Raw genomic sequence first — 21,461 nt, 5'->3', positions numbered from 1 at the left:
TACGCCTCATTTCGATATCAAAGTGATATCACTATTCGAGAGGGATCTCGCGATGTCCGATTCGCATCAGCCCATCAACGCCAGCCAGGAACGCCTCGCTTCCGCCCGCAGCGGCTACGTCATGCTCGTCGTGTTCCTTGGGCTGCTGGCGGCGATCGTCACGGCCGTCGCCAGCCTCGCCGGCGGCGATCCCGGACCGGCCACGGTGCTGACATTCCTCGCCTTCATCCTGCCCGCCGTCGTCCTGCAGGTGCTGATCGCCTCGGGTTTCTACATGATCCAGCCCAACCAGGCCGCCGCCATCACCCTGTTCGGCAGCTATCGGGGCACCGACCGCACCGCGGGCTTGCGCTGGGTCTGGCCGTGGATGGGCAAGACCAAGATCTCGGTACGCTCGAACAACGTGGTCTCCGAAAAGCTCAAAGTGAACGACTTGCGCGGCAATCCCATCGAGATCGCCACCCAGGTCGTGTGGCGCGTGGCCGACACCGCCCAGGCGCTCTACGACGTCGACGACTACAAGGCTTTCGTGAACGTGCAGATCGAGTCCGCGGTGCGCTCGATCGGTTCGCGCTATGCCTACGACGACGTCGAGGATGCCGAGATCACCTTGCGCGGCAGCCATGCGGAAGTGAACGCCCAGCTGCGCGGCGAACTGATCGAGCGGCTCCGGGTCGCGGGGCTCACGGTCGACGAATGCGGGCTCACCCACCTTGCCTACGCACCCGAGATCGCCGGGGCGATGCTGCGCCGCCAGCAGGCCGAAGCCGTTATCGGCGCCCGCCGCAAGCTCGTGGAAGGCGCGGTCTCGATGGTCGAGATGGCGCTGGCCCAGTTGTCCGAGAAGAACGTGGTGGAACTCGACGACGAGCGCCGCGCGGCGATGGTCTCGAACCTGATGGTGGTGCTGTGTGGCGAGCGCGAAGCGCAGCCGGTCGTCAACGCCGGCACGCTCTACTCGTAGGTTTCGCATGGCGTCCCCCGGCAAGAAGGCCTTCGCCCTCCGTCTCGATCCCGCGCTGCACCAGGCGCTGGAGCGGACGGCGGCGGCCGACTTCCGCTCGGTCAACGCCCAGGTAGAAGTCCTCCTGCGCGAGGCGCTTGCCCGCCGCGGGGTCAGGATCGAGGCTGGAGAACCCGCGCGTCGGGGCCGGCCTTCAAAGAAGGAGCCCGAATGATGCCCCCCAGGATCGACGATGACGGCGCCTGGTTCGCGCCAAAGCGCTACGGATACGGCGCCGGGTGGCCGATCGCATGGCAGGGCTGGCTGCTGGTCGCCGCCTATGTCGCCGCGCTGGCCGGCATCGGCCTGCTCGACAGGAGCGGCAACACCTGGGGCCGGATGGCGGCCTTTGCCCTGTTCCTGCTGGCGACGGGTCTGTTCTTGGTGGTCTTGGCGAAGCGCACCCGCGGCGGCCTGAAATGGCGTTGGGGCGACAAGGACTGAGAACCATCGTCCCGGGCGTTTACCCTTTTGCCGGGTAGCCGCGCTAACCTGCGGCAATGACCCGGCTTTCCCGACTCGCCTTCCTCACGGCCACCCTTCCTGCCGCTCTCCTCGCCGCCGCCCCTGCGGCCACCACGTTCGCCCAGCAGGGGCCCTATACCGTGGCCGAAACCGGCCGCTCCTACGTCCGCCTGCAGGACGCGGTCGATGCGATCGGCGACGGGCGCGGCACGATCCGCCTGGCCTCGATGCGCTTTGCCGATTGCGCGGTGCAGAGCGCCGGCGACATCACCTATCAGGCCCTTGTCCCCGGCCGGTCGATGCTCGACGGCGTCGCCTGCGAGGACAAGGCGGCGCTCGTGCTGCGCGGCAGGGCGGCGCGGGTCGAGGGCCTCGTGTTCTCCAACATCCGCGTTTCCGACCATAACGGCGCCGGCATCCGCCTCGAACGGGGCGACCTGTCGGTGGACCAGAGCTGGTTCCGCGACAGCGAGCAAGGTATCATCGCCGGCCCCGACCCGGCCGGCTCGATCGTCATCGACAAGTCCACCTTCACCCGCCTGGGCACTTGTGATGGCCCGGGCTGCGCGCATTCCCTCTACATCGGCGACTACGGGGCGCTGACAGTGACGCGCAGCCGCTTCGAAGCCGGCACCGGTGGCCACTACGTCAAGGCCCGCGCCGCCAGGGTGGCGATCCTCGACTGCAGCTTCGACGATTCCCGAGGCCGCGACACCAACTACATGATCGACCTTCCCGACGGCGCCACCGGCCGGATCGCGGGCAACTGGTTCGTCCAGGGCCGCGACAAGGAGAACTACTCCGCCTTCATCGCGGTGGCGGCCGAACACCGCAACCACCCCTCGACTGGTCTGGCGATCGAGGACAACGACGCTCGCTTCGCTCCCGGCATCGACCGCCGCAGCGCATTCGTCGCCGATTGGTCGGGCGACGCGATGCGCCTTGGTGCCAATGTTCTGGGGCCCGGACTGGTGCCTTTCGAAAAGCGCTGAAAGCGGCGCCGATGGAAGGCACGGGGACGCCGCCACCGGCTCGCATCGAGGCCATGCCGGACCTCGACGCACCACGGCCGGCCTTGTCACCTGGACCCCGAACCCCTAGCTCTACCGCAATGGTTGGCGCCTTCGCCTTGCTCTCGCGCATGCGTTTCTGGTCCCTGCTGCTGCTTGCCGCGATCGGCATGCAGGCGGCGGAACCCATCCGCGCGCCGCTGGAACGCGCGCTGGGATCGGCCTTCAGTGCGGCGACACTCGACGTCGCGCTCTCCACCGCGCGCAAGTCGCATGGTGCCTCGGCGACGACGGCCCAGCCCCTGCCCCTGCCGCGCGTGGCGTTGGTGGCAGAGGACCCGGTCCCGGCCCCTCGCTTCGCTCTCGCCAGCCCCTCGAACATGGTTGCAGAAGCGCGCGGCCCACCGCCGCGCCGCCATCCCGCACGCCTGCCCGACAGCACCGCCCCGCCCATCGCCTGAATCGGTCCAGACCGGGCGCGCGTCCTTGCGCGCCTTGCTCCTTCCCGTTTTTCAGGACGATTATCCATGGCTACCAAGACTGCCGGCGCAGCGCTCGCCGACGACGATGCACGCGCCCAGGCCGCCGTGCTCCTTTCCCGCTATCCCGACTTGTCCGAGCGCGAGTTCGACACCCTGCACCACTGGTTCAAGCGCGTGGCCGGTCCATTGGACGTGGGCCTGCTTGCGAGCGACCCGGCCATCGCCGACCAGTACCGCGCCTACCGCAAGCGGCATCACGACCGCTTTTCCGCGAAGGACCTCGCCATCGCCGCCTTGTTCTTGGCGATCGCCGCCAGCGCCTTCGGCATCATCGTCATGATGGTGCCCTGACGCTCGCGCCCCGGGGCGCAGGCGTTTCCCCCGAGCTTCGCCTGCCTGCGTCCCGGCTCGCCGCCCTAAAGCTTCGCGAACAGGTCCAGCATGTGCTGCCAGGCCCGGTCAGCCTCGGTCGGATCGTAGGCGGGCGAATCGGGCACGCACCAGCCGTGGTCGGCAGGATAAACCTCGACGTGCGCGGGCCGGCCGGCGGCGTCGGCGGCCTTGCGCAGTTCGACCCTGGCTTCCGGCTGCTTGGCATCGTCGTTACGAGCGATGGCAAAGAGGTAGCCCGCCTTCGTGCTTGCCAGCAGGCGGTGCGGGCTGTCGGGTTCGGCCGTGACCAGTCCCGCGCCGTGCAGGGAGGCCGCCGCGCCTACGCGCGCCGGAACCGCGGCGGCAGTCCGCACCGTGAACGGACCACCCATGCAGTAGCCGTTGCTGCCGATCCCCCGCTTCGTGTCGACCGCATCCTGGCGATCGAGGAACGCCACGAAGGCCTTCGCGTCACGGGTGATCGCATCGGGCGTGAGCGCCGCGCGCATCGGCGCGATCCTCGCTTGCCCCTCCGGCGTCCGATACTCGGAAAAGCTCTTCATCACGGGCGCCGGACCGGAGCGGTAGTACTGATTGACCACCAGCACCGCATAGCCGCGCGCGGCAAGGCTGCGGGCCATGATCTTCTTGACGTCGCGCAGGCCGGCGATGTCCGGCCACATGACGATCCCCGGATGCGCGCCCTTGCCGGGATGGACGAAAAAGGCGTCGCATACGCCGTCGGCAGTCGTGATCGAGACCATCTTCTCGCTCACCGAACCGCCGCCTTCGGCCGCGATCGCCCCGGTGCAGCCCGCCAGCGCGGCGCTCGCCCCCAGCGCGGCGAACTCGCGGCGGTTGAGGCCGCGTCGCGCAAGATGGACGGCTTCGGCCGCGGCGGTGGATTCGTCACACATGCATTCGTCTCCGCAAATTCCCCGGCAACCGGACCAACCTAGTGAGAGGCCATGCCGGAAGCGAGCCTCCACTTCGCCCCGGCGGCTTTTTAGTGCGGCATGGACGCGGACGGTCCGTTGCGCCACCATCCGCCGACCAAGACCTAGGGGAGAGAAAATCGATGGACAGCCACGACCTGGTGGACCCCGAACTGCTGCCCGGGCTGGCCATGCTGCCGGCGCTGACGTTCACGGCAGAGGGCCTTCCAGCGATCCGCCAGATGATGGCCATGCGCCCGATGCCGCCGGCGGAGGACCTCGGCTGTCGCGTCGACCGCCATCTGGTCCCTTCATCCGAGGGTCACGAGGTCCTCGTCATCGTCTATCGGCCTCACGACCTGGCCGGGAGCGCCCCGGCGATCCTCCACGTTCACGGCGGCGGCTACGTCATCGGTTCGGCAGACACGATGTCGCTCGCCTGCGCCGCGCTCGCTATCGAGCTGAATTGCCTGGTCGCCTCGGTCGACTACCGCCTCGCACCCGAAACCGTGCACCCGGGGCCGGTGGAGGACTGCTACCTCGCGCTGCGATGGCTCCACGACGAGGCCGGCCTACTGGGCGTCGATGCCACCCGCATCGCGATTACCGGGGAGAGCGCCGGTGGCGGGCTGGCGGCGGCCCTGGCACTGGTGGCCCGCGACCGGGGCGGCCCGGCGATATGCCACCAGCACCTGATCTATCCGATGATCGACGACCGCACGTCGCGGACGAGCGCCGGGCCCCACACCGGGCACCACGTCTGGACGCCCGAGTCAAACGCGTTCGGCTGGTCCTGCCTCCTGGGACAGCCGGCCGGCGGCGAAGGCGTGTCCGCCTATGCCGCAGCCGCGCGCGCCGAGGACCTGTCGGCCTTGCCCCCCACGTTCATCGCCGTGGGCGCGCTCGATCTCTTCGTCGAGGAGGACATCGACTATGCGCGCCGCCTCAATCGCGCCGGGGTGCCGACCGAGCTGCATGTCTATCCCGGCGCCTACCACGGCTTCGACATGGTCGGCGACGCCACCGTGACACGCCAGGCCCATGCCAACTCGATCACCGCGCTGCGCCGTGCGCTGCACGGATAGCCGCCGTTTCAATCGCCGTTGAAGTTCAGTTCCAGGTTCACCGCGTTGGGATCGACGACGAATATCTGCCTGAGGCCGATGTGCTGCAGGTCGTTGACGCGATAGTCGATGCCCAGGCTCTCCAGCCGCTCGCAGGTGGCGGTGAAGCCTTCGCAGCGCAGCGCGACGTGGTGGAGCGCGTTGGTCGGCGCACCGGGGTGATAGTCATCGTAGCGCGATCCACCCGTGAGCCGGTCGACCAGGTGGACGATCGGCCGGTCCGCTGCATCGTGCATCCAGTACCCGGCGACCCCCATGCGCAGCGAAGGATTGGCGCCGCGCCGCAGTGCCAGCACCCGTTCGTAGAACAGCGCCGTCGCCTCGAGGTCGTCCGTCAGGACATTGACGTGATCGATTCCGCTGACCTGCATGGCCCTCTCCCGTTGCTCTTTCGACGAAGTGTTGCCCAACCAGGGTGCCAGGGCAAGCACGCCGCCGCGATGCTCAGCTCCTGAACACGACCGTGCGCGAACCGTTGATGAGCACCCGGTCCTCCAGATGCAGCCGCACCGCCTCGGCCAGCACGCGGCGCTCGATGTCGCGGCCCTTGCGGACCATGTCCTCGGGCGTATCCGCGTGGGTCACGGCTTCGACATCCTGGTGGATGATGGGGCCCTCGTCGAGGTCGGCGGTCACGTAGTGGGCGGTCGCGCCGATCATCTTCACGCCGCGCGCATGGGCCTGGTGATAGGGCTTGGCGCCCTTGAAGCCGGGCAGGAACGAGTGGTGGATGTTGATGCACCGCCCGGAAAGCCAGCCTGCCATCTCGTCCGAGAGAATCTGCATGTAGCGCGCCAGCACTACCAGCTCGGCGCGCGTCTCTTCCACCAGAGCCCGCACCCGGGCCTCCTGCGCGGCCTTCTCGCCCTTCGCCACGGGCAGGTAATGGAAGGGAATGTCGCCCAGCATCAGCGTGCCGAAGACCTCGCGCGGGTGATTGGAGACCACGCCGACGATGTCCATGCCGATCTCGCCGATGCGCTGGCGATAGAGCAGGTCGGCAAGGCAGTGGTCGAACTTGCTGACCATCAGCAGCACCCGGCGCGGCCGGTCGCGACGTAGCATCGACCAGGCCATGCCGTATTCGTGGGCGATCGGCCCGAAGCCCTCGCGAAGGTCCTCGCGGTCCGCCCCGTCCCCGTCCGCCCGCGGATCGAAGGCCACGCGCATGAAGAACTTGCCTTCGGCCAGGTCGTTGAACTGCTGCGCCTCGATGATGTTGCAGCCTCCCTGCGCCAGGTAGCCGGTTACCCGCGCGACGATGCCCGGGCGGTCGGCGCACGAAAGCGCCAGGATCATCGGCTCGGCCATCGCGTCCCGGCTCCCGTCAGGCTGCGACGACGGGCGCGCCGGCGCGATTGCTCAATGCGGCTTCGCTCTCGGCCATGAGGGCGGCGATGATCTCGGCCACCGGCTCCTCCCGGGTGACCATGCCGACCGACTGGCCCGCCATGATCGAGCCGCTCTCGACGTCGCCTTCGATTGCGGCGCGGCGCAGGGCACCGGCCCAGAAGCGCTCGATCTGCAATTGCGCCTCGCCCATGTCGACTTCGCCGGCATCGAGAAGCTTGGCCACCGCGACCTGCTTGGCGGTGAACTCCTCGGTGCCCTTGTTCCTGAGCGCGCGCACCGGGATCACCGGCAGGCGCGGGTCGACCTGGACCGAGGCCACGGCTTCGCGTGCAGAGGCACGGAAGAAGGCCTTCTTGAAGTCCGGGTGGGCGACCGATTCGGTCGCACAGGCAAAGCGCGTACCGAGTTGCACGCCGGCCGCACCCATTTCCAGGTAGCCGGCGATCGCCTCGCCCCGGCCGATGCCCCCAGCCACGAACACGAGGTGATCGGCCGCCAGCGTCGGCAGGATTTCCTGCGCCAGGACGGAAGTCGAGACCGGGCCGATGTGCCCACCCGCCTCTGAACCCTCGATCACCAGTGCATCGGCGCCCGACCGCAGCAGCTTCTTGCCGAGCGCCAGGGTGGGCGCAAAGCAGATGACCTTGGCCCCGCTCAGCTTGATCGCCTCGACGCTGCCCTTGGGCGGGATGCCGCCAGCCAGGACGACGTGGGTGACCCCGTGCTTCGCGCAGACCTCGATCAGTTCGAACAGGTCGGGGTGCATGGTGATGAGGTTCACGCCGAACGGCTTGCCGGTCAGCGCCCTGGTGGCGGCGATCTCGACGTCGAGCAGCGCGGGAGTCATCGCTCCACAGGCGATCACGCCGAAGCCCCCGGCGTTGCTGATCGCCGAGACGAGATTGCGCTCCGAAACCCAGGACATCGCGCCGCACAGGATCGCGGTTTCGCTGCCGAGGAATTCGCTTCCCCGCGCCATCAGCGCCGAGGTCTTGGAAAATGCGTTCATCGAGGCTCCCATAGCCCGGTTTTTCTACAGGCGAGCGCCATAGGATGACGAATCGCCCCGCACAAGCGGCGAGCAGCGGAACCGGGGGAGGACATCACGGTTTTATTCCCGCACAATTAGCATGCCTCCAGGGGGTAACTTTCCAGATGTACGAAGATGAAGAGCCGCTGAACTCCCACCGGGACATCCGCAAGATTGCTGTGGCGGATCCCGCCATGCCTCACGCGGCATGGACGAGCCGTGAAGGCGGGGACAAGCTGTTCGAGGACATCCTGGACGTCGAGGGCGCCTTGCGCGTCGCGATGGCCTCCGCCGCCGGCTTCTACGTAACCGACATCGACAAGGTCGAACTGGGCATCGGCGAACTCGCCGGCCGCCTGCCGGAACCCTCGGCCTCGCAACTGCGCGCCCATGCCCAGGCCCTGCGCGCCGCGATCGACGCCAAGGATGCCCCGCAGGTCCGCGCCAACCAGGCCGTGATCGTCGAAACCCTCACTGCGCTGCGCAAGACGCTCGCTTAACTACCAGCCCGACGGGTCGCACCGACGAGCAATGCGCATGCGCGCAACCGGAAACCTAGAATCCGTCCAGCCTGCCCGCGGGCAACTGGGCGGATTACCGCGTGACCGCGAGATCGGTCGTCGCCGGTTGCTGCAAGATCAGCCGCCACGCAGGCTGCCGTGATCGTTTAAAGCGATCACAGATAGATGTTTGTATAACTTCTCCATCAATTCGCGTTCCGTTAGACCCTAGGGGCAAGCCCTGCCGCTCTCTCGGGCGGCCCGGCAATCCCAAGGAGTTTCACGATGAACGGATCGACCCCCGCAGACGGCAAGTGCCCCTACGGCCACGGTGCCACCCCGCTCACCACCGCCTTCGGTGCACCCGTGGTCGACAACTCGAATTCCATGACCGCCGGGCCGCGCGGCCCCCTGCTCATGCAGGACGTGTGGCTGCTCGAGAAACTGGCCAACCTCAATCGCGAGGTGATCCCCGAGCGGCGCATGCATGCCAAGGGCTCGGGCGCATTCGGCACTTTCACCGTTACGGGCGATGTCAGTCGCTACACCCGCGCCAAGTTCCTGGGTGAGATCGGCAAGCAGGTCGAACTGTTCGCCCGCTTCACCACCGTGGCCGGTGAGCGCGGGGCGGCCGACGCCGAGCGCGACATCCGCGGCTTCGCGGTGAAGTTCTACACCGAGGAAGGCAACTGGGACATGGTCGGCAACAACACGCCGGTCTTCTTCGTGCGGGACCCGCGCCACTTCGCCGACCTCAACAAGGCGGTGAAGCGCGATCCACGCACCAACTTGCGCAGCGCCACCAACAATTGGGACTTCTGGACCCTGCTGCCCGAGGCGCTGCACCAGGTCACCTACGTCATGGGCGATCGCGGCATCCCGAAAAGCTATCGCCACATGGACGGCTTCTCCAGCCACACCTACTCATTCTACAACGAGGCGGGCGAGCGGTTCTGGGTGAAGTTCCACTTCAAGACCCAGCAGGGCCACGCGCACCTGACCGACGCCGAAGCGGCCGAAGTCGTTGCTGGAGACCGCGAATCGAACCAGCGCGACCTCTACGAGGCCATCGAGCGCGGCGAGTTCCCCAAGTGGACGGTCAAGATCCAGATCATGGCCGAGGAAGAGGCGGCGACGTGCGGCTTCCATCCCTTCGACCTCACCAAGGTCTGGTCGCAGAAGGTCTATCCGCTCATCGAGGTCGGGGTGATGGAACTGAACCGCAACCCGGAGAACTTCTTCGCGGACGTGGAGCAGAGCGCCTTCAGCCCTTCCAACCTCGTCCCCGGCATCGGCGTCTCGCCCGACAAGATGCTCCAGGCGCGCCTGTTCGCCTATTCGGACGCGCAGCGCTATCGCCTGGGCGTGAACCACCACCAGATCCCGGTGAACGCCGCGCGCTGCCCGGTCTTCAACAACCATCGCGACGGGCAAGGCAGGGTCGACGGCAACTACGGCGGGCTGCCGCACTACCACCCGAACTCGTTCGGCCAGTGGCAGGGCCAGCCCGAATTCCGCGAGCCGCCGCTGAAGATCGACGGAAACGCCGACTTCTGGAACTTCCGTGAGGATGACGAGGACTACTACAGCCAGCCGCGCGCGCTATTCCAGCTGATGGACGAAGCGCAGAAGCAGCGCCTGTTCGCGAACACCGCGAGCGCGATGGGAGATGCGCCGGAGTTCATCAAGCAGCGGCACATCGACAACTGCACCCGCTGCGACCCGGCCTACGGCGCGGGCGTGGCGGCGGCCCTGGGCATGAGCGTGAACCCCGACCTCTCGCCCCAGCCCGAACTGGCGGACTGATCCCCCGGTCCCGCCGTGCCCTCCCCCAACGCGGCGGGACCAACGAAAAAAGGCCCATGCGCAGGATAAGCGCGTGGGCCTTTTTCTATGTTCGTCGTCCCGGGCTAGCCCCGGTACGCCGGAAAGGCTCAAGCCGCGGCGTCGAGCCCGTAGGCGGTGTGCAGGACGCGCACGGCCAGTTCGGTCTCGTCGGTGTCGATCAGGACCGAGACCTTGATCTCGCTGGTCGAGATCGCGATGATGTTGATGCCGCGGTCGGCAAGCGTCTTGAACATCGTCGCCGCGACGCCCGCATGGCTGCGCATGCCGACGCCCACGACGCTGATCTTCGCCACGTTGCCCTCGGCGATCATGCGGTAGAAGCCGATCTTCTCCTGACGCTCTTCCAGCATGGCCTGGGCGCGGGCGAGGTCGGACTGCGGCACCGTGAAAGTGACGTCGGTCTCGCCTTTGTCCTTGGCGACGTTCTGGATAATCATGTCGACGTTGATGTTCGATTCCGCGAGCGGAGCGAAGATCGAGGCCACGGCGCCGGGACGGTCGGCGATGCGTGTCAGGGTGATCTTCGCCTCGTTCTTGTCGGCGGCGATGCCGGTTATCAGCTGGCGTTCCATATCGCTTCCTTCAAGTTCCTCGTCGCTGACGATCAGGGTGCCGGGGATGGTGTCGGCGGCCGGCGCGCTCTCGTCGATGAACGAGGACAGCACCTGCACGCGCACGTTCTCCTTCATGGCGAGGCTGACCGAGCGGGTCTGCAGCACCTTCGAGCCGACCGAGGCCAGTTCGAGCATTTCCTCGTAGGTCACCAGCGGCAGCTTGCGCGCCTTGGCGACGATGCGCGGGTCGGTGGTATAGACACCGTCGACGTCGGTGTAGATGTCGCAGCGGTCGGCCTTCACCGCCGCGGCCACGGCCACTGCCGAAGTGTCCGATCCGCCGCGGCCCAGCGTGGTCACCCGGCCCTGCGGCGAGACGCCCTGGAAGCCCGGGATCACGGCGATCTCGCCCGCCGCCATCGAGGCGATCAGGGCGTCCGAATCGATGTCCTCGATACGGGCCTTGGCGTGGGCGTCGTCGGTCTTGATCGGCACCTGCCAGCCCTGCCACGAGCGCGCCTTGCAACCGATCGCCTGGAGCGTCAGCGCCAGCAGGCCGGACGTGACCTGCTCGCCGCTGGCGACGACGACGTCGTATTCGGCCGGATCGTAGAGCGCATTCGCCTCGCGGCAGAAGTTGACGAGGCGGTCGGTCTCGCCGGACATGGCGGAGACGACGACGGCAACCTCGTGGCCCGCTTCCTGCTGGCGTTTCACGATTCCCGCCACGCGCCGGATGCGCTCGGTGCCGGCCATCGAAGTGCCGCCGAATTTCATCACGATACGTGCCAAGGCGCCAATGCCCTCTTCTCGTGGCCCGCAAATGCATGCGGGCGAGTGGATAACAGTCGGGCGCGCTGTTAGGGGGGAGTCATGGACAATGCAACCGCAACGATGACCGCGAATCGCGCAACAATCGATCCCAGGGAGGCCGCGCACTTCGGCGCGCTCGCCGCCGAGTGGTGGGACCCCAAGGGTTCCTCGGCCATGCTGCACAAGCTCAACCCGGTGCGCCTGGCTTTCGTGCGCGCGGCGATCGACGCGCATTTCGGCAGCGAATCGCGCAGCTTGCACCCGCTGTCGGGCAAGCGCGCGCTCGATGCGGGCTGCGGCGCCGGGCTGCTGTGCGAGCCGCTGGCCCGCATGGGCGCGGCCGTGACCGGCGTGGACGCGGCGCCCGAGAACATCGAGGCCGCGCGCAGCCATGCCCGGGGCATGGGCCTGGCGATCGACTACCGCGCGGGCGAACTGGGTGCGCTGGAGCTTTCCGGCTTCGACCTCGTCTGCTCGCTGGAGGTGATCGAGCACGTCACCGACAAGGCCGCCTTCCTCGCGCAGCTTGCCGATGCCCTCGCCCCCGACGGGTTGATGATTCTCTCCTGCCCCAACCGCACGGTCCCATCGCGCCTGTTGCTGGTCGAGGCGGCCGAGCGGCTCGGCCACGTCCCGCGCGGCACCCACGACTGGAGCCAGTTCCCGACGCCCGACGAACTGCGCGCACTGGCCGCCGGCGCCGGGCTCGTGCTCGGCGAGCCGAGAGGCATCGCCTGGTCTCCGATCAAGGGGCTGCACCTGTCGGACGACCTGTCGCTCAACTACATCGTGACAGCGCGCCGGGCTTAATCCGACCGCGGGCAAGGCCGCGCGAGCTTGCGTTCGGACGGATCGCCGCAGTGGCCCGTGGCGAGTATCGCCTCGGGAATACCGCGCGGCCCCGGCCCAGTGCGGGACGACGAAGGGGTCCCATCACCCCGCCAGCAACCCCTCGATCGCGGTGCGTGCCTGCGCCTCGCGTTCGTCCCACGAGCCGGCGATGCGCACGAACGGCACCCCGGCCCGCACCAGCATTTCTTCCGCCAGTGCCGCGAAGCGGGCGCGGGTATCGTCCTCGCCGAAGAACCGGGTGCCGTCCTCGCGCCAGGGCACGTCGGGCTCGAACAGCAGGTAGAGGTCTGCGCGGGGATAGGCGAGGAGCCGTTCGGGCACCTCGCCGAAAAGCATCTGCGCCCAGGCGGCAGTCATGAGCTGGTCGGTGTCGAGCAGCAGGACCGGCGGCGCCTCGTCGTCCAGCAGGGCGCGGCGGTTCATCCGGGCCTGCCCCTCGGCGATCACGAGGAGGTCCGTCATGCTCAGGTCGACACCGTGCTCCTCGCAGTAGAGGCGGCCATACTCGGGCACGTAGGGCCAGCCGTGGGCGACCAGGAACCGCTCGCACAGCACCGACTTGCCGGTACTCTCGGCGCCATGGAGGCAGACCGTCTTCATGCCTGCTTCCGGTGGGCGAGGACCCATTCGCGCAGGCCCAGCGCCGACATGCCGAGGAACACCACGTAGAGCGCGGCAGTGGGGTAAAGCCCCTTGGTCAGGTAGACGGCGATCGAGGCCAGGTCGATGGCGATCCACAGCAGCCAGTTCTCGATCCGGCGGAAGGCCAGCAGGATCTGTGCGGCGATGCTGGCGCCGGCGATCGCGGCGTCCGCATAAGGCAACGAGGCATCGGTGAAATGGTGCATGACCCAGCCCAGGTTGAGCGCCAGCGCCGCCGTCGCGGTGAGCCAGACGAGGCGGCTGAAATTGTCCAGCCAGCGCACCGGCACTTGCGACGTACCCTCTCCCGCACGCACCCAGAGCACCCAGCCCCAGGCCTGCGCGGCGAAGAAGAACAGTTGCAGCCCCGATTCGCCATAGAGCCGCGCCTTGAAGAACACGACCGCGTAGAGCGCCACCATCGCCATGCCGAACGGGTAGTTCCACACGCTGCGCCGCACCAGCAGCGCGATGTTCGCAAGGCCCAGGGCCGCCGCGATCCATTCGACCGTATTCATCCGCCCGGCGCCCCTTGTCGCATGCCGCCCGTTCCGCTTTCAGGCCCGGCTCACGACGCCAGCGCCGCGGCCCATTCCGGCTCCTTGAACCCGACCAGCACGCCGCCCGGATGCTCGACCACCGGCCGCTTGATGGTGCTGGGACTGGCGACCATCAGCGCCACCGCCTTCGCCTCGTCGAGATCGACCTTGTCCGCCTCGGGCAGCTTGCGGAACGTCGTGCCGGCGCGGTTGAGGACCTTGTCGAGCCCGGCCGCGCCGATCCACCGCGCCAGCCTTGCGGGGTCGGCGCCTTCCTTCTTGTAGTCGTGGAACGTGTAGGCGATGCCCCTGGCGTCGAGCCAGGTACGCGCCTTCTTCACGGTGTCGCAGTTCGGAATGCCGTAGACTTCGATCAAGATTGCCCCCTCGTGCATCTGCCCAACCTGTTGAATTGCAATAACCCGTCCGGTCGGCAAGCGCCGTAAGGCGACGGGAGGTTTACACGGTTTACACTGTCCAGGAGGAGATGTGTCACCTCGCGGGAACCTGCCGCCCTGCAGCGGACCCGGTCGCCGGTCGCGGACGGGCGGACGATGCGGGAATAGGCGGTCGGGATCATGTGCCCAGCGTACCGTGAGCGACGACCTGTAGGAAAGCCTGCCGGGCGGCCGACGGGCGTTCGGCCGGTCCGATCCCGCGTACCCCGTCATCCCCGCGAAAGCGGGAACGACCGGGTTGTCGGGTCAGGCGCGGCGCATCGGGACAGTCCCCGCGCACCGGCCGTCCCCCGGCCGGGTTACTCCGCCGCGACGCCTTCGCCGAACAGGCCCGGCTCGGAGCCGTCGTCGACCAGGCTTTCGTCGTTCGCCTTCGTCACCTTGCGGCGCGAATCGAAGTTGGTCCACACGGTGTTCCAGTCGCCGCGGGTGGCGCCCTTCGAGTATTCCGTCGCGCGGGTCTCGAAGAAGTTGGCGTGCTCGACGCCGTTGAGCAGCGGCTGCAGCCACGGCAGCGGGTGGTCCTCGATCAGGTAGATCGGCTTGAGGCCGAGCTGGGTCATGCGCCAGTCGGCGATGAAGCGGATGTACCGCTTGATGTCCTTGGCGGTCATGCCCGGCACCGGCCCCATCTCGAAGGCGAGGTCGATGAAGTTGTCTTCGAGGCGCACGGTGGTCTGGCACTGGTCGGCGATGTCGTCCTTCACCGCCTTGGTCAGGCAATCGCGCTCCTTCACGAAGGTGTGGAACAACTGGATGATGCCTTCGCAGTGCAGCGATTCGTCGCGCACCGACCACGAGACGATCTGCCCCATGCCCTTCATCTTGTTGAAGCGCGGGAAGTTCATCAGCATCGCGAAGCTGGCGAAAAGCTGCACGCCTTCGGTGAAGCCGCCGAACATCGCCAGGGTCCGGGCGATGTCCTCGTCGTTGTCGACGCCGAACTTCTGCAGGTAGTCGTGCTTGTCCTTCAGCTCGGAGTATTCGAGGAAGGCGCCGTAGGTGCTCTCGGGCATGCCGATGGTGTCGAGCAGGTGCGAGTAGGCGGCGATGTGCACCGTCTCCATGTTGGAGAAGGCAGCCAGCATCATCTTGATCTCGGTCGGCTTGAAGACCCGCGAGTATTTCTCGTGGTAGCAGTCCTGCACCTCGACGTCAGCCTGGGTGAAGAAGCGGAAGATCTGGGTGAGCAGGTTGCGCTCGTGCTCCGAGATGTTCTGCGCCCAGTCGCGGCAGTCCTCGCCCAGCGGCACTTCCTCGGGCAGCCAGTGGACCTGCTGCTGGATCTTCCAGAAGTCGTAGGCCCAGGGATATTCGAAGGGCTTGTAGGTCTTGCGGGCTTCGAGAAGGGGCATGAGGGCGTGGCTCCGGGTCGCAGGAATTTCGGTTCGCCCGTACGCTCTCACGCTTCGGGCGGAGATACCAGAGATAGTGAAGATCGCGCCCGATGCGATAGCGTGAATCACGTTTGCACAGGAATATGTGGGGAATATGTGGGGGCAAGAGAAAAGTTCAGCCCCAAGGGGTTGTGTGTGATGGTGATCGCCGTCGTCCCGGGACCGTGCCCAGGGTCGCGCTCACCTTGCGCCGGGCGCGACGTCGCGGTGGCCCCTTACTGTCCCGGATCGAGCCCGGGATGACGCCGGCGCTCAGCCATCCACCTCGGCATAGTGGCTGGGCGGCTGGATCACTTCCATGCGCTCGGACAGCAGCGGGCGGAACGAGGGGCGCGACTTCATCACCAGATACCAGGCGCGCGCCTGCTCGTGGGTCGACCAGTCGAGCCCGCCGAGATAATCCGCCACCGAGATCTGCGCGGCGGCGGCAAGGTCGGCGAGCGTCATCGTCGCGCCCGCCAGCCAGGGCCGGTTGTCGATCAGGTAGTCGATGTAGTCGAGATAGTCGTGCGCCAGCTTCATCGATTCGCGCAGCGCCTTGGCATCGGGCGACTGGCGCAGGACGAGGCGCTTCTTCATCCGCTCGAGCAGGAGGGGGCCCGAGACGTCGTTGTAGAAGTTCTCGTCGAACATCGCGATCAGGCGGCGGATCTCGGCGCGTTGCTGGGCGGTGCCGCTGATGAGCGGGTAGCGGTCGACCGTCTCCTCGAAGTACTCGCAGATCGCGCGGCTGTCGGACAGGACCACGCCCTTCTCCGTCTCGCGGATCACCGGCGTGCGGCCCGCCGGATTCATCGCGAACAGCCGGTCCTCGCCTTCCCAGGGACGCGCGGTCTGGAGTTCGTAGGCGATGCCCTTCTCGGCCATGAGCAGCCGCACCTTCCGGCTGAAGGGGCAGAGCGGAAACTGATAGATATGCCACATGGCGCAATCCGATGCCAAAGCGGGGGGGCAGCGTCCACCCGAGGAGGATTTTGCACGGGGGCTAAACGCGTGGATAAGTCCCAAGGCTGCGACGGGCGGTTGCGAGCGCCACATATCGCGGCGACGGGCGGATACGCATTGACCCCTCTCCCCGGCGGCGACATCCTGCGGCAAAACGAGGGAGAGACCATGCTGCTCAAGTCCATCCGCTTAGGCTCGAACGACCTGTCCCGGAGCCGCGCCTTCTACGACGCGACGTTCGGTGCCCTGGGCCTCGCCCCCTGCTCGACGCCCGAGCAGTATCCGATCGTGATGTGGGACCTTGGCGGCGTGAAGTTCCTCCTCGGCCCGGCGCGCGACGGCGAGCCCTGCACTCACGCCAACGGCGGCACGATCATCTTCGAGGCGGCGGACGCCGACGCGGTCAGCGCCTGGCACGCGGCCGGCCTCGCCAACGGCGGCACCAGCGAAGGCGAGCCCGAACCCAAGCCCAAGGCGCGCGGAGCCTTCGGCGCCTACTTGCGCGATCCGGACGGCAACAAGCTGGGCGCCTATTTCGGCCTCTCGATGGGGTGACGTCCCGGCCGTCGCAGCGATCCGGAATTTGACGTAGGAGTTATGAGGGGCGTCCCGAAACGGGGCGCTTCCCGTACACTTGCCCCAAGGTCAGTGGGCCCAAGGTCAGTGGGGAAGCACGGCATGGAGGCGATTGCGCGCATAGGGGACATCGCTCCCCCAGCCGCCGGGCGGGTGTCCCGGCCCGGCCTCGCCACGCATCATTTCGCCCTGCCGCAGGCCCTGAGGGGACTGGCGGCGCTGTGGGTCGTCCTGTTCCACCTGTACGCGGGCGGCCACGTCGCCGCATTCTTCGACGCCGCGCCGGCCGCTTTGGTGTGGATCTTCGCCAAGGGGGAGAACGGCGTCGCGGTGTTCTTCGCGCTCAGCGGCTTCGTCATCGCCCACAGCCTGCGCGATGCGACGCCTTCGGCCGGGCTGCTGGCCCGCTTCGTGCTGCGCCGGGCGATCCGGCTCGACCCGCCCTACTGGGCGGCGATCCTCGCGGTGCTGGTCGTGGGCTACGTCGAATACCGGATCGGCCGCAGCCCGCTGCCGGACGTGACGAAACCCCAGTTGGCGGCGCACTTGTTCTACGCGCAGAACCTGCTCGGCTTCGAAAACGTCAACATCGTGTTCTGGACGCTGTGCTACGAGGTGCAGTTCTACATCTTCTTCGTGCTGTCGATGCTCGTCGCCCATGTGCGGGGCGGACGGTACGCGCCTGCCGTAGGGCTGGTCCACTTCGGCATCGCCCTCGCCTGGGCATCGGGACATGTCCCCACGCCGATGGCGGGGCTGTTCGTGAACTTGTGGTTCGCCTTCTACCTCGGCGTGCTGGCATATCGCTCAACCGGCTCGCGCCTCGCGGTGGCGCAGATGGCGGCGCTTTTCGTGCCGATCGCCTGGGGCGGCTCGACGTTCGGGTGGGTCTCCTTCCTCACCGCGGTGCTGCTGGCGGTGAGCCTGGCCACCGGCTTCGTGAAGAACGGCCTGCGCCTGCCGCCGCTGCTGTTCCTCGGGACCATCAGCTACAGCCTCTACCTGTTCCACAACCCGGTCACCGGCGCCGGCTTCTTCCTCGCCGGGATGCTGCCCCTGCCCGACACCGTCGCGATCGTCGCGGTCCTGGCCGTCAACGTGCTGGCGGCGTGGATCGCCTATCGCCTGGTGGAAGCCCCCGCCCACGCGGTGAGCAAGCGCATCGCCTTGAAGTGACCGCCCGAGGGCCCGTCAGCCGGCGCGCGAGAGCAGGAACACCGCATGCTCGGCGCGGAAGTTCGCCGCCGCCGCGCTGCAGCTCTGGTCGCCCGAAAGGAACCAGCGGCCCTCCACGGTGATGCCCCGCTCCTTCACCAGTTGCCGGAAGTCGTTGACCGTCAGGTGGTGGATGTTGGGCGTCTCGTACCAGGCGACGGGCAGCAGCCGCGTCACCGGCATGCGCCCGTTCCACAAAAGCGAGGTGCGCACGCGCCAGTGCGCGAAGTTGGGGAAGCTGACGAAGGCCTTGCGGCCGATCCGCAGGAGTTCCTCCAGCACCCGGTCGGGGCGCATGGTGGTCTGCAGCGTCTGCGACAGGATCGCGTAGTCGACCGACTTGTCGGGATAGAAGGCGAGGTCCCTGTCGGCATCGCCCTGGATCACCGAGAGCCCGCGCGCGACGCACAGGCCCACGTTGGCGGCGTCGATCTCCATGCCGCGCGTGGCGCAGTCCTGCCCGTCGCGCAGTGCGGCGAGCAGGGTGCCGTCGCCGCAGCCGACGTCGAGCACGCTGGCGCCGCGCGCCACGTTGTCGGCGATCACCGCAAGGTCGGGGCGCAGGCCGGCTTTCTGTGCGGCGTTCATGATGCGGGCACCGGGGCGGGGACGGGCCAGGGCACCAGGCGCTCCATCAGCCGGTCCGGTTGCGAGGGCGCAGTGAAACCCAGCGCGGCGTAGACGCCATGCGCATCGGCCGTGTTCAACCCGAAGCGGCGCACGGTCGCATAGTCGGGATGGTCGAGGAACCAGCGCACCATGCGGCGACCGAGGCCCTGGCCACGCACGCTCTCGTCCACCCAGACGTCGGCAAGCCAGGCGAAGCTGGCGCGGTCGGTGACCATGCGCGCGAAGCCGACCTGCCCGTGCTCGGGGTGGTAGGCGCCCAGGCAATGCGAGCCGGCATTCTGGCGCTGCACCCGCTCCAGGCTCACGCCGGGGGTCCAGTAGCTCGACGCGAGCCAGCCATGGACGCGGGCGATATCGATCCGCGAAGGATCGTCGGACAGTTCGATCGTCATCCCAGGAACCCTTCCACCACGCGGTCGAGCGCGGGCACGTCGAGCAGGAACGAGTCGTGCCCGAAGGGGGCCGACAGCTCCACGAAGCTCACCGGCAGCCCCGCCGCGTTGAGCGCGTGGGTGACGTTGCGCGATTCGGCGGTCGGATAGAGCCAGTCGGTATCGAAGCTCACGAGGCAGAACCGCGCCTTCGATTTCGCGAAGGCGTTGGCCAGCAGCCCGCCATGCTCCTCGGCGAGGTCGAAGTAGTCCATCGCGCGGGTGATGTAGAGGTACGAGTTCGCATCGAAGCGGTCGGTGAAGGCCAGCCCCTGATAGCGCAGATACGATTCGATCTGGAAATCGGCGTCGAACCCGAACGTCTTCTCCTGCCGGTTCTGCAGGCGGCGGCCGAACTTGTCGGTCAGGCCCGCTTCCGAAAGATACGTGATGTGCGCGGCCATGCGCGCCACCGCGAGACCCTTTTCGGGGCGCGTACCGAAGGCGGCGTAGTTGCCTTCGCGCCATTCGGGATCGGCCATGATCGCCTGGCGGCCCACTTCGTGGAACGCGATGTTCTGCGCCGAATGGCGCGCGGTCGAGGCGATCACCAGCGCGGCGCGGGTACGCTCGGCGAAGTTGGAGGCGAGGCTGAGCGCCTGCATCCCGCCCATCGAGCCGCCGACGACGGCGTGCAGGGAATCGATCCCCAGCGCGTCGAGCACGGCGATGTGGCCCTTGACCATGTCGCGAATGGTGATGACCGGGAAGCGCATGCCCCACAGGTCGCCGTCGGGCGCGCGGCTCGCCGGGCCGCTCGATCCCATGCACGAGCCGATGACGTTGGCGCAGATCACGAAATAACGGTCGGTGTCGATCGGCTTGCCCGGCCCGACCATGCGCACCCACCAGCCCGCCTTGCCGGTGCGCGGGTGGTCGGAGACGACGTGCTGGTCGCCGGTCAGCGCGTGGCAGATCAGGATCGCATTGTCCTTGGCCGCGTTCAGGGTGCCGCAGGTCTCGTACGCCAGGCGCGGGCACGCCAGGCTCTGCCCGCCGTCGAGCAGCAGCGGCATGTCGAGATCGAGGACTCTGTTCTCGGTGGGGATGATAGGGGCAGTCGCCATGATCGTTTCGCCAAGTGGGGAACCGCCAATAGGGAGTCAATCCGGCTCTGTCATTAGCGGGCGCTCTGCGTTATGGGGCGGCCCGTCATGAGCGAAACGATCACCTCCGTCATCCCTGGCGCAAAAGCCCCGACCCCCAAGCCCTGGATCGACGCGATCCACGCCTACGTGCCGGGCAAGTCCAAGGGCAAGGACGGACGCCCGCTCATCAAGCTCTCCGCCAACGAGAACCCGCTGGGCACCAGCCCCGCCGCACTCGCCGCCCGTGCGCAGGCGCCGGCCCTCTACCCCGATCCCGACAGCACGGCCCTGCGCGAGGCGATCGGGGCCGCGCACGGCATCGATGCCGCCCGCGTGGTCATGGGCACCGGCTCGGACGAACTGCTCAACCTCGCCGCGCAGGGCTATGCCGGCGTCGGCGACGAAGTGGTCTACGTGCGCTACGGCTTCTCGGTCTACGACATCGCCGCGCGCCGCTGCGGCGCGACGCCGGTGGTCGCGCCCGATCTCGACTACGGCACCGACGTCGATGCGCTGCTGGCGCTGGTGAGCGAGCGGACCCGCGTGGTCTTCGTCGCCAACCCCAACAACCCGACCGGCTCGTACCTCCCCGCCGGCGAGATCGCCCGCCTCCACGCCGCGCTGCCCGCCGACGTGCTGCTGGTGATCGACCAGGCCTATGGCGAATACGTCGCCCCCGAGGATGCCGACGGCGCCCTGGCGCTGGCCGAGGCGCACGAGAACGTGCTGGTGACGCGCACTTTCTCGAAGATCTTCGGCCTGGCCGGCGAGCGCATCGGCTGGGCCACCGGCGCACCCTCGCTGGTCGCGACGCTCAACCGCATCCGCGGGCCCTTCAACGTCTCGGCCACCGGCCAGGCGATGGCGCTGGCGGCGCTGGGCGATCCCGGCTTCCTCGAGGCCAGCCGCGTCCACAACCGGGACGAACGCGCACGCTTCGTCGCCAAGCTGGAAGCGCTGGGCAACCACGGCTTGCGTCCCCTGCCGAGCCAGGCGAACTTCGTGCTGGTGCTGTTCGAAGGCAAGCTGAGTGCGGAAGTCGCCTTCGACGGCCTCGCGGATCGCGGCTACATCGTGCGCTGGCTGCCGGGACAGGGGTTGCCCCAGGCCCTGCGCATCACCATCGGCAAGGCCGAGGACATGGACACGATCGCGGCGGCCTTGCGCGAAATGGCGGAAGACGCGAAGTGAAGCCCGCC

Annotated in this window: 26 protein-coding genes; 13 read left to right on the top strand and 13 right to left on the bottom strand. The window is 67.8% G+C overall.

The features are described 5' to 3' along the window. The first annotated feature begins 52 nt into the window (after positions 1-52). The 6 genes from ACFFDA_RS25835 to ACFFDA_RS25810 all read left to right on the top strand — a co-directional run bounded on the left by ACFFDA_RS25835 (position 53) and on the right by ACFFDA_RS25810 (position 3,311). Entirely contained in the window at positions 53-964 is a 912-nt protein-coding gene (locus ACFFDA_RS25835) for an SPFH domain-containing protein (RefSeq protein WP_404480131.1), read from the top strand. Between the two features lie 7 nt (positions 965-971). Further along, on the top strand, positions 972-1,178 hold the full coding sequence (locus ACFFDA_RS25830) for a toxin-antitoxin system HicB family antitoxin (RefSeq protein WP_404480130.1): 207 nt from the start codon (positions 972-974) through the stop codon (positions 1,176-1,178). Further along, entirely contained in the window at positions 1,175-1,447 is a 273-nt protein-coding gene (locus tag ACFFDA_RS25825; RefSeq protein ID WP_404480129.1) for a hypothetical protein, read from the top strand. Before ACFFDA_RS25830 ends, ACFFDA_RS25825 begins: the two co-directional genes overlap by 4 nt. Before the next feature lie 56 nt (positions 1,448-1,503). Next, positions 1,504-2,460, top strand: a complete 957-nt coding sequence (locus ACFFDA_RS25820; protein ID WP_404480128.1) for a right-handed parallel beta-helix repeat-containing protein — start codon at positions 1,504-1,506, stop codon at positions 2,458-2,460. A 149-nt stretch (positions 2,461-2,609) separates the two neighbouring features. Further along, a complete protein-coding gene (locus ACFFDA_RS25815) occupies positions 2,610-2,939 on the top strand; it encodes a hypothetical protein (RefSeq protein WP_404480127.1) in 330 nt (109 codons plus the stop codon). A gap of 66 nt (positions 2,940-3,005) precedes the next feature. After that, the gene (locus ACFFDA_RS25810; RefSeq protein ID WP_404480126.1) at positions 3,006-3,311 is read left to right on the top strand and encodes a hypothetical protein; all 306 of its coding nucleotides are present in this window, start codon (positions 3,006-3,008) and stop codon (positions 3,309-3,311) included. A gap of 65 nt (positions 3,312-3,376) precedes the next feature. Here the strand turns inward: ACFFDA_RS25810 and ACFFDA_RS25805 are convergent, their stop codons facing one another. Continuing rightward, a complete protein-coding gene (locus tag ACFFDA_RS25805; RefSeq protein WP_404480125.1) occupies positions 3,377-4,249 on the bottom strand; it encodes a dienelactone hydrolase family protein in 873 nt (290 codons plus the stop codon). A 161-nt stretch (positions 4,250-4,410) separates the two neighbouring features. On the opposite strand from ACFFDA_RS25805, the gene ACFFDA_RS25800 reads away from it, so the two are divergent. Further along, positions 4,411-5,352: an alpha/beta hydrolase gene (locus ACFFDA_RS25800; protein ID WP_404480124.1), complete on the top strand. Its 942-nt coding sequence runs from the start codon at positions 4,411-4,413 to the stop codon at positions 5,350-5,352. An 8-nt stretch (positions 5,353-5,360) separates the two neighbouring features. Here the strand turns inward: ACFFDA_RS25800 and ACFFDA_RS25795 are convergent, their stop codons facing one another. From ACFFDA_RS25795 to ACFFDA_RS25785, 3 genes are all read right to left on the bottom strand, one after another. Then, positions 5,361-5,762, bottom strand: a complete 402-nt coding sequence (locus ACFFDA_RS25795; protein ID WP_404480123.1) for a VOC family protein — start codon at positions 5,760-5,762, stop codon at positions 5,361-5,363. Positions 5,763-5,835: 73 nt separating this feature from the next. Beyond that, positions 5,836-6,702 carry a formyltetrahydrofolate deformylase gene (gene purU / locus ACFFDA_RS25790; protein WP_404480122.1) on the bottom strand — a complete coding sequence of 289 codons (867 nt, stop codon included), beginning with the start codon at positions 6,700-6,702 and terminating at the stop codon, positions 5,836-5,838. A gap of 16 nt (positions 6,703-6,718) precedes the next feature. Further along, positions 6,719-7,753, bottom strand: coding sequence for an NAD(P)H-dependent flavin oxidoreductase (locus tag ACFFDA_RS25785; RefSeq protein WP_404480121.1), 1,035 nt, complete (start codon positions 7,751-7,753; stop codon positions 6,719-6,721). 146 nt (positions 7,754-7,899) lie between these two features. On the opposite strand from ACFFDA_RS25785, the gene ACFFDA_RS25780 reads away from it, so the two are divergent. Together ACFFDA_RS25780 and ACFFDA_RS25775 are read left to right on the top strand one after the other, a co-directional pair. Then, entirely contained in the window at positions 7,900-8,274 is a 375-nt protein-coding gene (locus ACFFDA_RS25780) for a hypothetical protein (RefSeq protein ID WP_404480120.1), read from the top strand. A gap of 285 nt (positions 8,275-8,559) precedes the next feature. Continuing rightward, positions 8,560-10,080 carry a catalase gene (locus ACFFDA_RS25775; RefSeq protein ID WP_404480119.1) on the top strand — a complete coding sequence of 507 codons (1,521 nt, stop codon included), beginning with the start codon at positions 8,560-8,562 and terminating at the stop codon, positions 10,078-10,080. Positions 10,081-10,208: 128 nt separating this feature from the next. Here the strand turns inward: ACFFDA_RS25775 and ACFFDA_RS25770 are convergent, their stop codons facing one another. Next, on the bottom strand, positions 10,209-11,468 hold the full coding sequence (locus ACFFDA_RS25770; RefSeq protein WP_404480118.1) for an aspartate kinase: 1,260 nt from the start codon (positions 11,466-11,468) through the stop codon (positions 10,209-10,211). Positions 11,469-11,549: 81 nt separating this feature from the next. Between ACFFDA_RS25770 and ubiG the strand changes: the two genes are divergently transcribed. After that, complete coding sequence (gene ubiG / locus ACFFDA_RS25765; protein WP_404480117.1) at positions 11,550-12,299, top strand: bifunctional 2-polyprenyl-6-hydroxyphenol methylase/3-demethylubiquinol 3-O-methyltransferase UbiG; 750 nt, start codon at positions 11,550-11,552, stop codon at positions 12,297-12,299. A gap of 123 nt (positions 12,300-12,422) precedes the next feature. Here the strand turns inward: ubiG and ACFFDA_RS25760 are convergent, their stop codons facing one another. The 5 genes from ACFFDA_RS25760 to ACFFDA_RS25740 all read right to left on the bottom strand — a co-directional run bounded on the left by ACFFDA_RS25760 (position 12,423) and on the right by ACFFDA_RS25740 (position 16,301). After that, on the bottom strand, positions 12,423-12,941 hold the full coding sequence (locus ACFFDA_RS25760; protein WP_404480116.1) for an AAA family ATPase: 519 nt from the start codon (positions 12,939-12,941) through the stop codon (positions 12,423-12,425). Continuing rightward, the gene (pnuC, locus tag ACFFDA_RS25755) at positions 12,938-13,501 is read right to left on the bottom strand and encodes a nicotinamide riboside transporter PnuC (RefSeq protein WP_404480115.1); all 564 of its coding nucleotides are present in this window, start codon (positions 13,499-13,501) and stop codon (positions 12,938-12,940) included. Before pnuC ends, ACFFDA_RS25760 begins: the two co-directional genes overlap by 4 nt. 50 nt (positions 13,502-13,551) lie before the next feature. Beyond that, positions 13,552-13,902: an arsenate reductase gene (locus ACFFDA_RS25750; protein WP_404482878.1), complete on the bottom strand. Its 351-nt coding sequence runs from the start codon at positions 13,900-13,902 to the stop codon at positions 13,552-13,554. A 377-nt stretch (positions 13,903-14,279) separates the two neighbouring features. Further along, positions 14,280-15,335, bottom strand: a complete 1,056-nt coding sequence (locus tag ACFFDA_RS25745; protein WP_404480114.1) for a ribonucleotide-diphosphate reductase subunit beta — start codon at positions 15,333-15,335, stop codon at positions 14,280-14,282. Positions 15,336-15,629: 294 nt separating this feature from the next. Continuing rightward, entirely contained in the window at positions 15,630-16,301 is a 672-nt protein-coding gene (locus ACFFDA_RS25740; RefSeq protein WP_404480113.1) for a glutathione S-transferase family protein, read from the bottom strand. 189 nt (positions 16,302-16,490) lie between these two features. Between ACFFDA_RS25740 and ACFFDA_RS25735 the strand changes: the two genes are divergently transcribed. Continuing rightward, entirely contained in the window at positions 16,491-16,877 is a 387-nt protein-coding gene (locus tag ACFFDA_RS25735) for a VOC family protein (RefSeq protein ID WP_404482877.1), read from the top strand. 123 nt (positions 16,878-17,000) lie between these two features. Next, positions 17,001-18,074: an acyltransferase family protein gene (locus ACFFDA_RS25730; protein WP_404480112.1), complete on the top strand. Its 1,074-nt coding sequence runs from the start codon at positions 17,001-17,003 to the stop codon at positions 18,072-18,074. A gap of 15 nt (positions 18,075-18,089) precedes the next feature. Here ACFFDA_RS25730 and metW read toward each other — a convergent pair whose 3' ends face one another. The 3 genes from metW to ACFFDA_RS25715 are packed head-to-tail and all read right to left on the bottom strand — an operon-like array spanning position 18,090 to position 20,241. Beyond that, the gene (gene metW, locus ACFFDA_RS25725; protein ID WP_404480111.1) at positions 18,090-18,701 is read right to left on the bottom strand and encodes a methionine biosynthesis protein MetW; all 612 of its coding nucleotides are present in this window, start codon (positions 18,699-18,701) and stop codon (positions 18,090-18,092) included. Further along, a complete protein-coding gene (locus ACFFDA_RS25720) occupies positions 18,698-19,135 on the bottom strand; it encodes a GNAT family N-acetyltransferase (RefSeq protein WP_404480110.1) in 438 nt (145 codons plus the stop codon). Before ACFFDA_RS25720 ends, metW begins: the two co-directional genes overlap by 4 nt. Next, complete coding sequence (locus ACFFDA_RS25715; RefSeq protein ID WP_404480109.1) at positions 19,132-20,241, bottom strand: homoserine O-acetyltransferase; 1,110 nt, start codon at positions 20,239-20,241, stop codon at positions 19,132-19,134. The genes ACFFDA_RS25720 and ACFFDA_RS25715 overlap by 4 nt, the downstream gene beginning before the upstream one ends. A gap of 72 nt (positions 20,242-20,313) precedes the next feature. On the opposite strand from ACFFDA_RS25715, the gene ACFFDA_RS25710 reads away from it, so the two are divergent. After that, positions 20,314-21,453, top strand: coding sequence for a pyridoxal phosphate-dependent aminotransferase (locus tag ACFFDA_RS25710; protein ID WP_404480108.1), 1,140 nt, complete (start codon positions 20,314-20,316; stop codon positions 21,451-21,453). Positions 21,454-21,461: the final 8 nt, after the last annotated feature.

The sequence above is a fragment of the Novosphingobium sp. BL-52-GroH genome (assembly GCF_044813085.1).
GTDB lineage: Bacteria > Pseudomonadota > Alphaproteobacteria > Sphingomonadales > Sphingomonadaceae > Novosphingobium.
The sequence above is the reverse complement of the archived record's forward strand: the minus strand, read 5'-3'. Positions and strand labels throughout refer to the sequence as shown.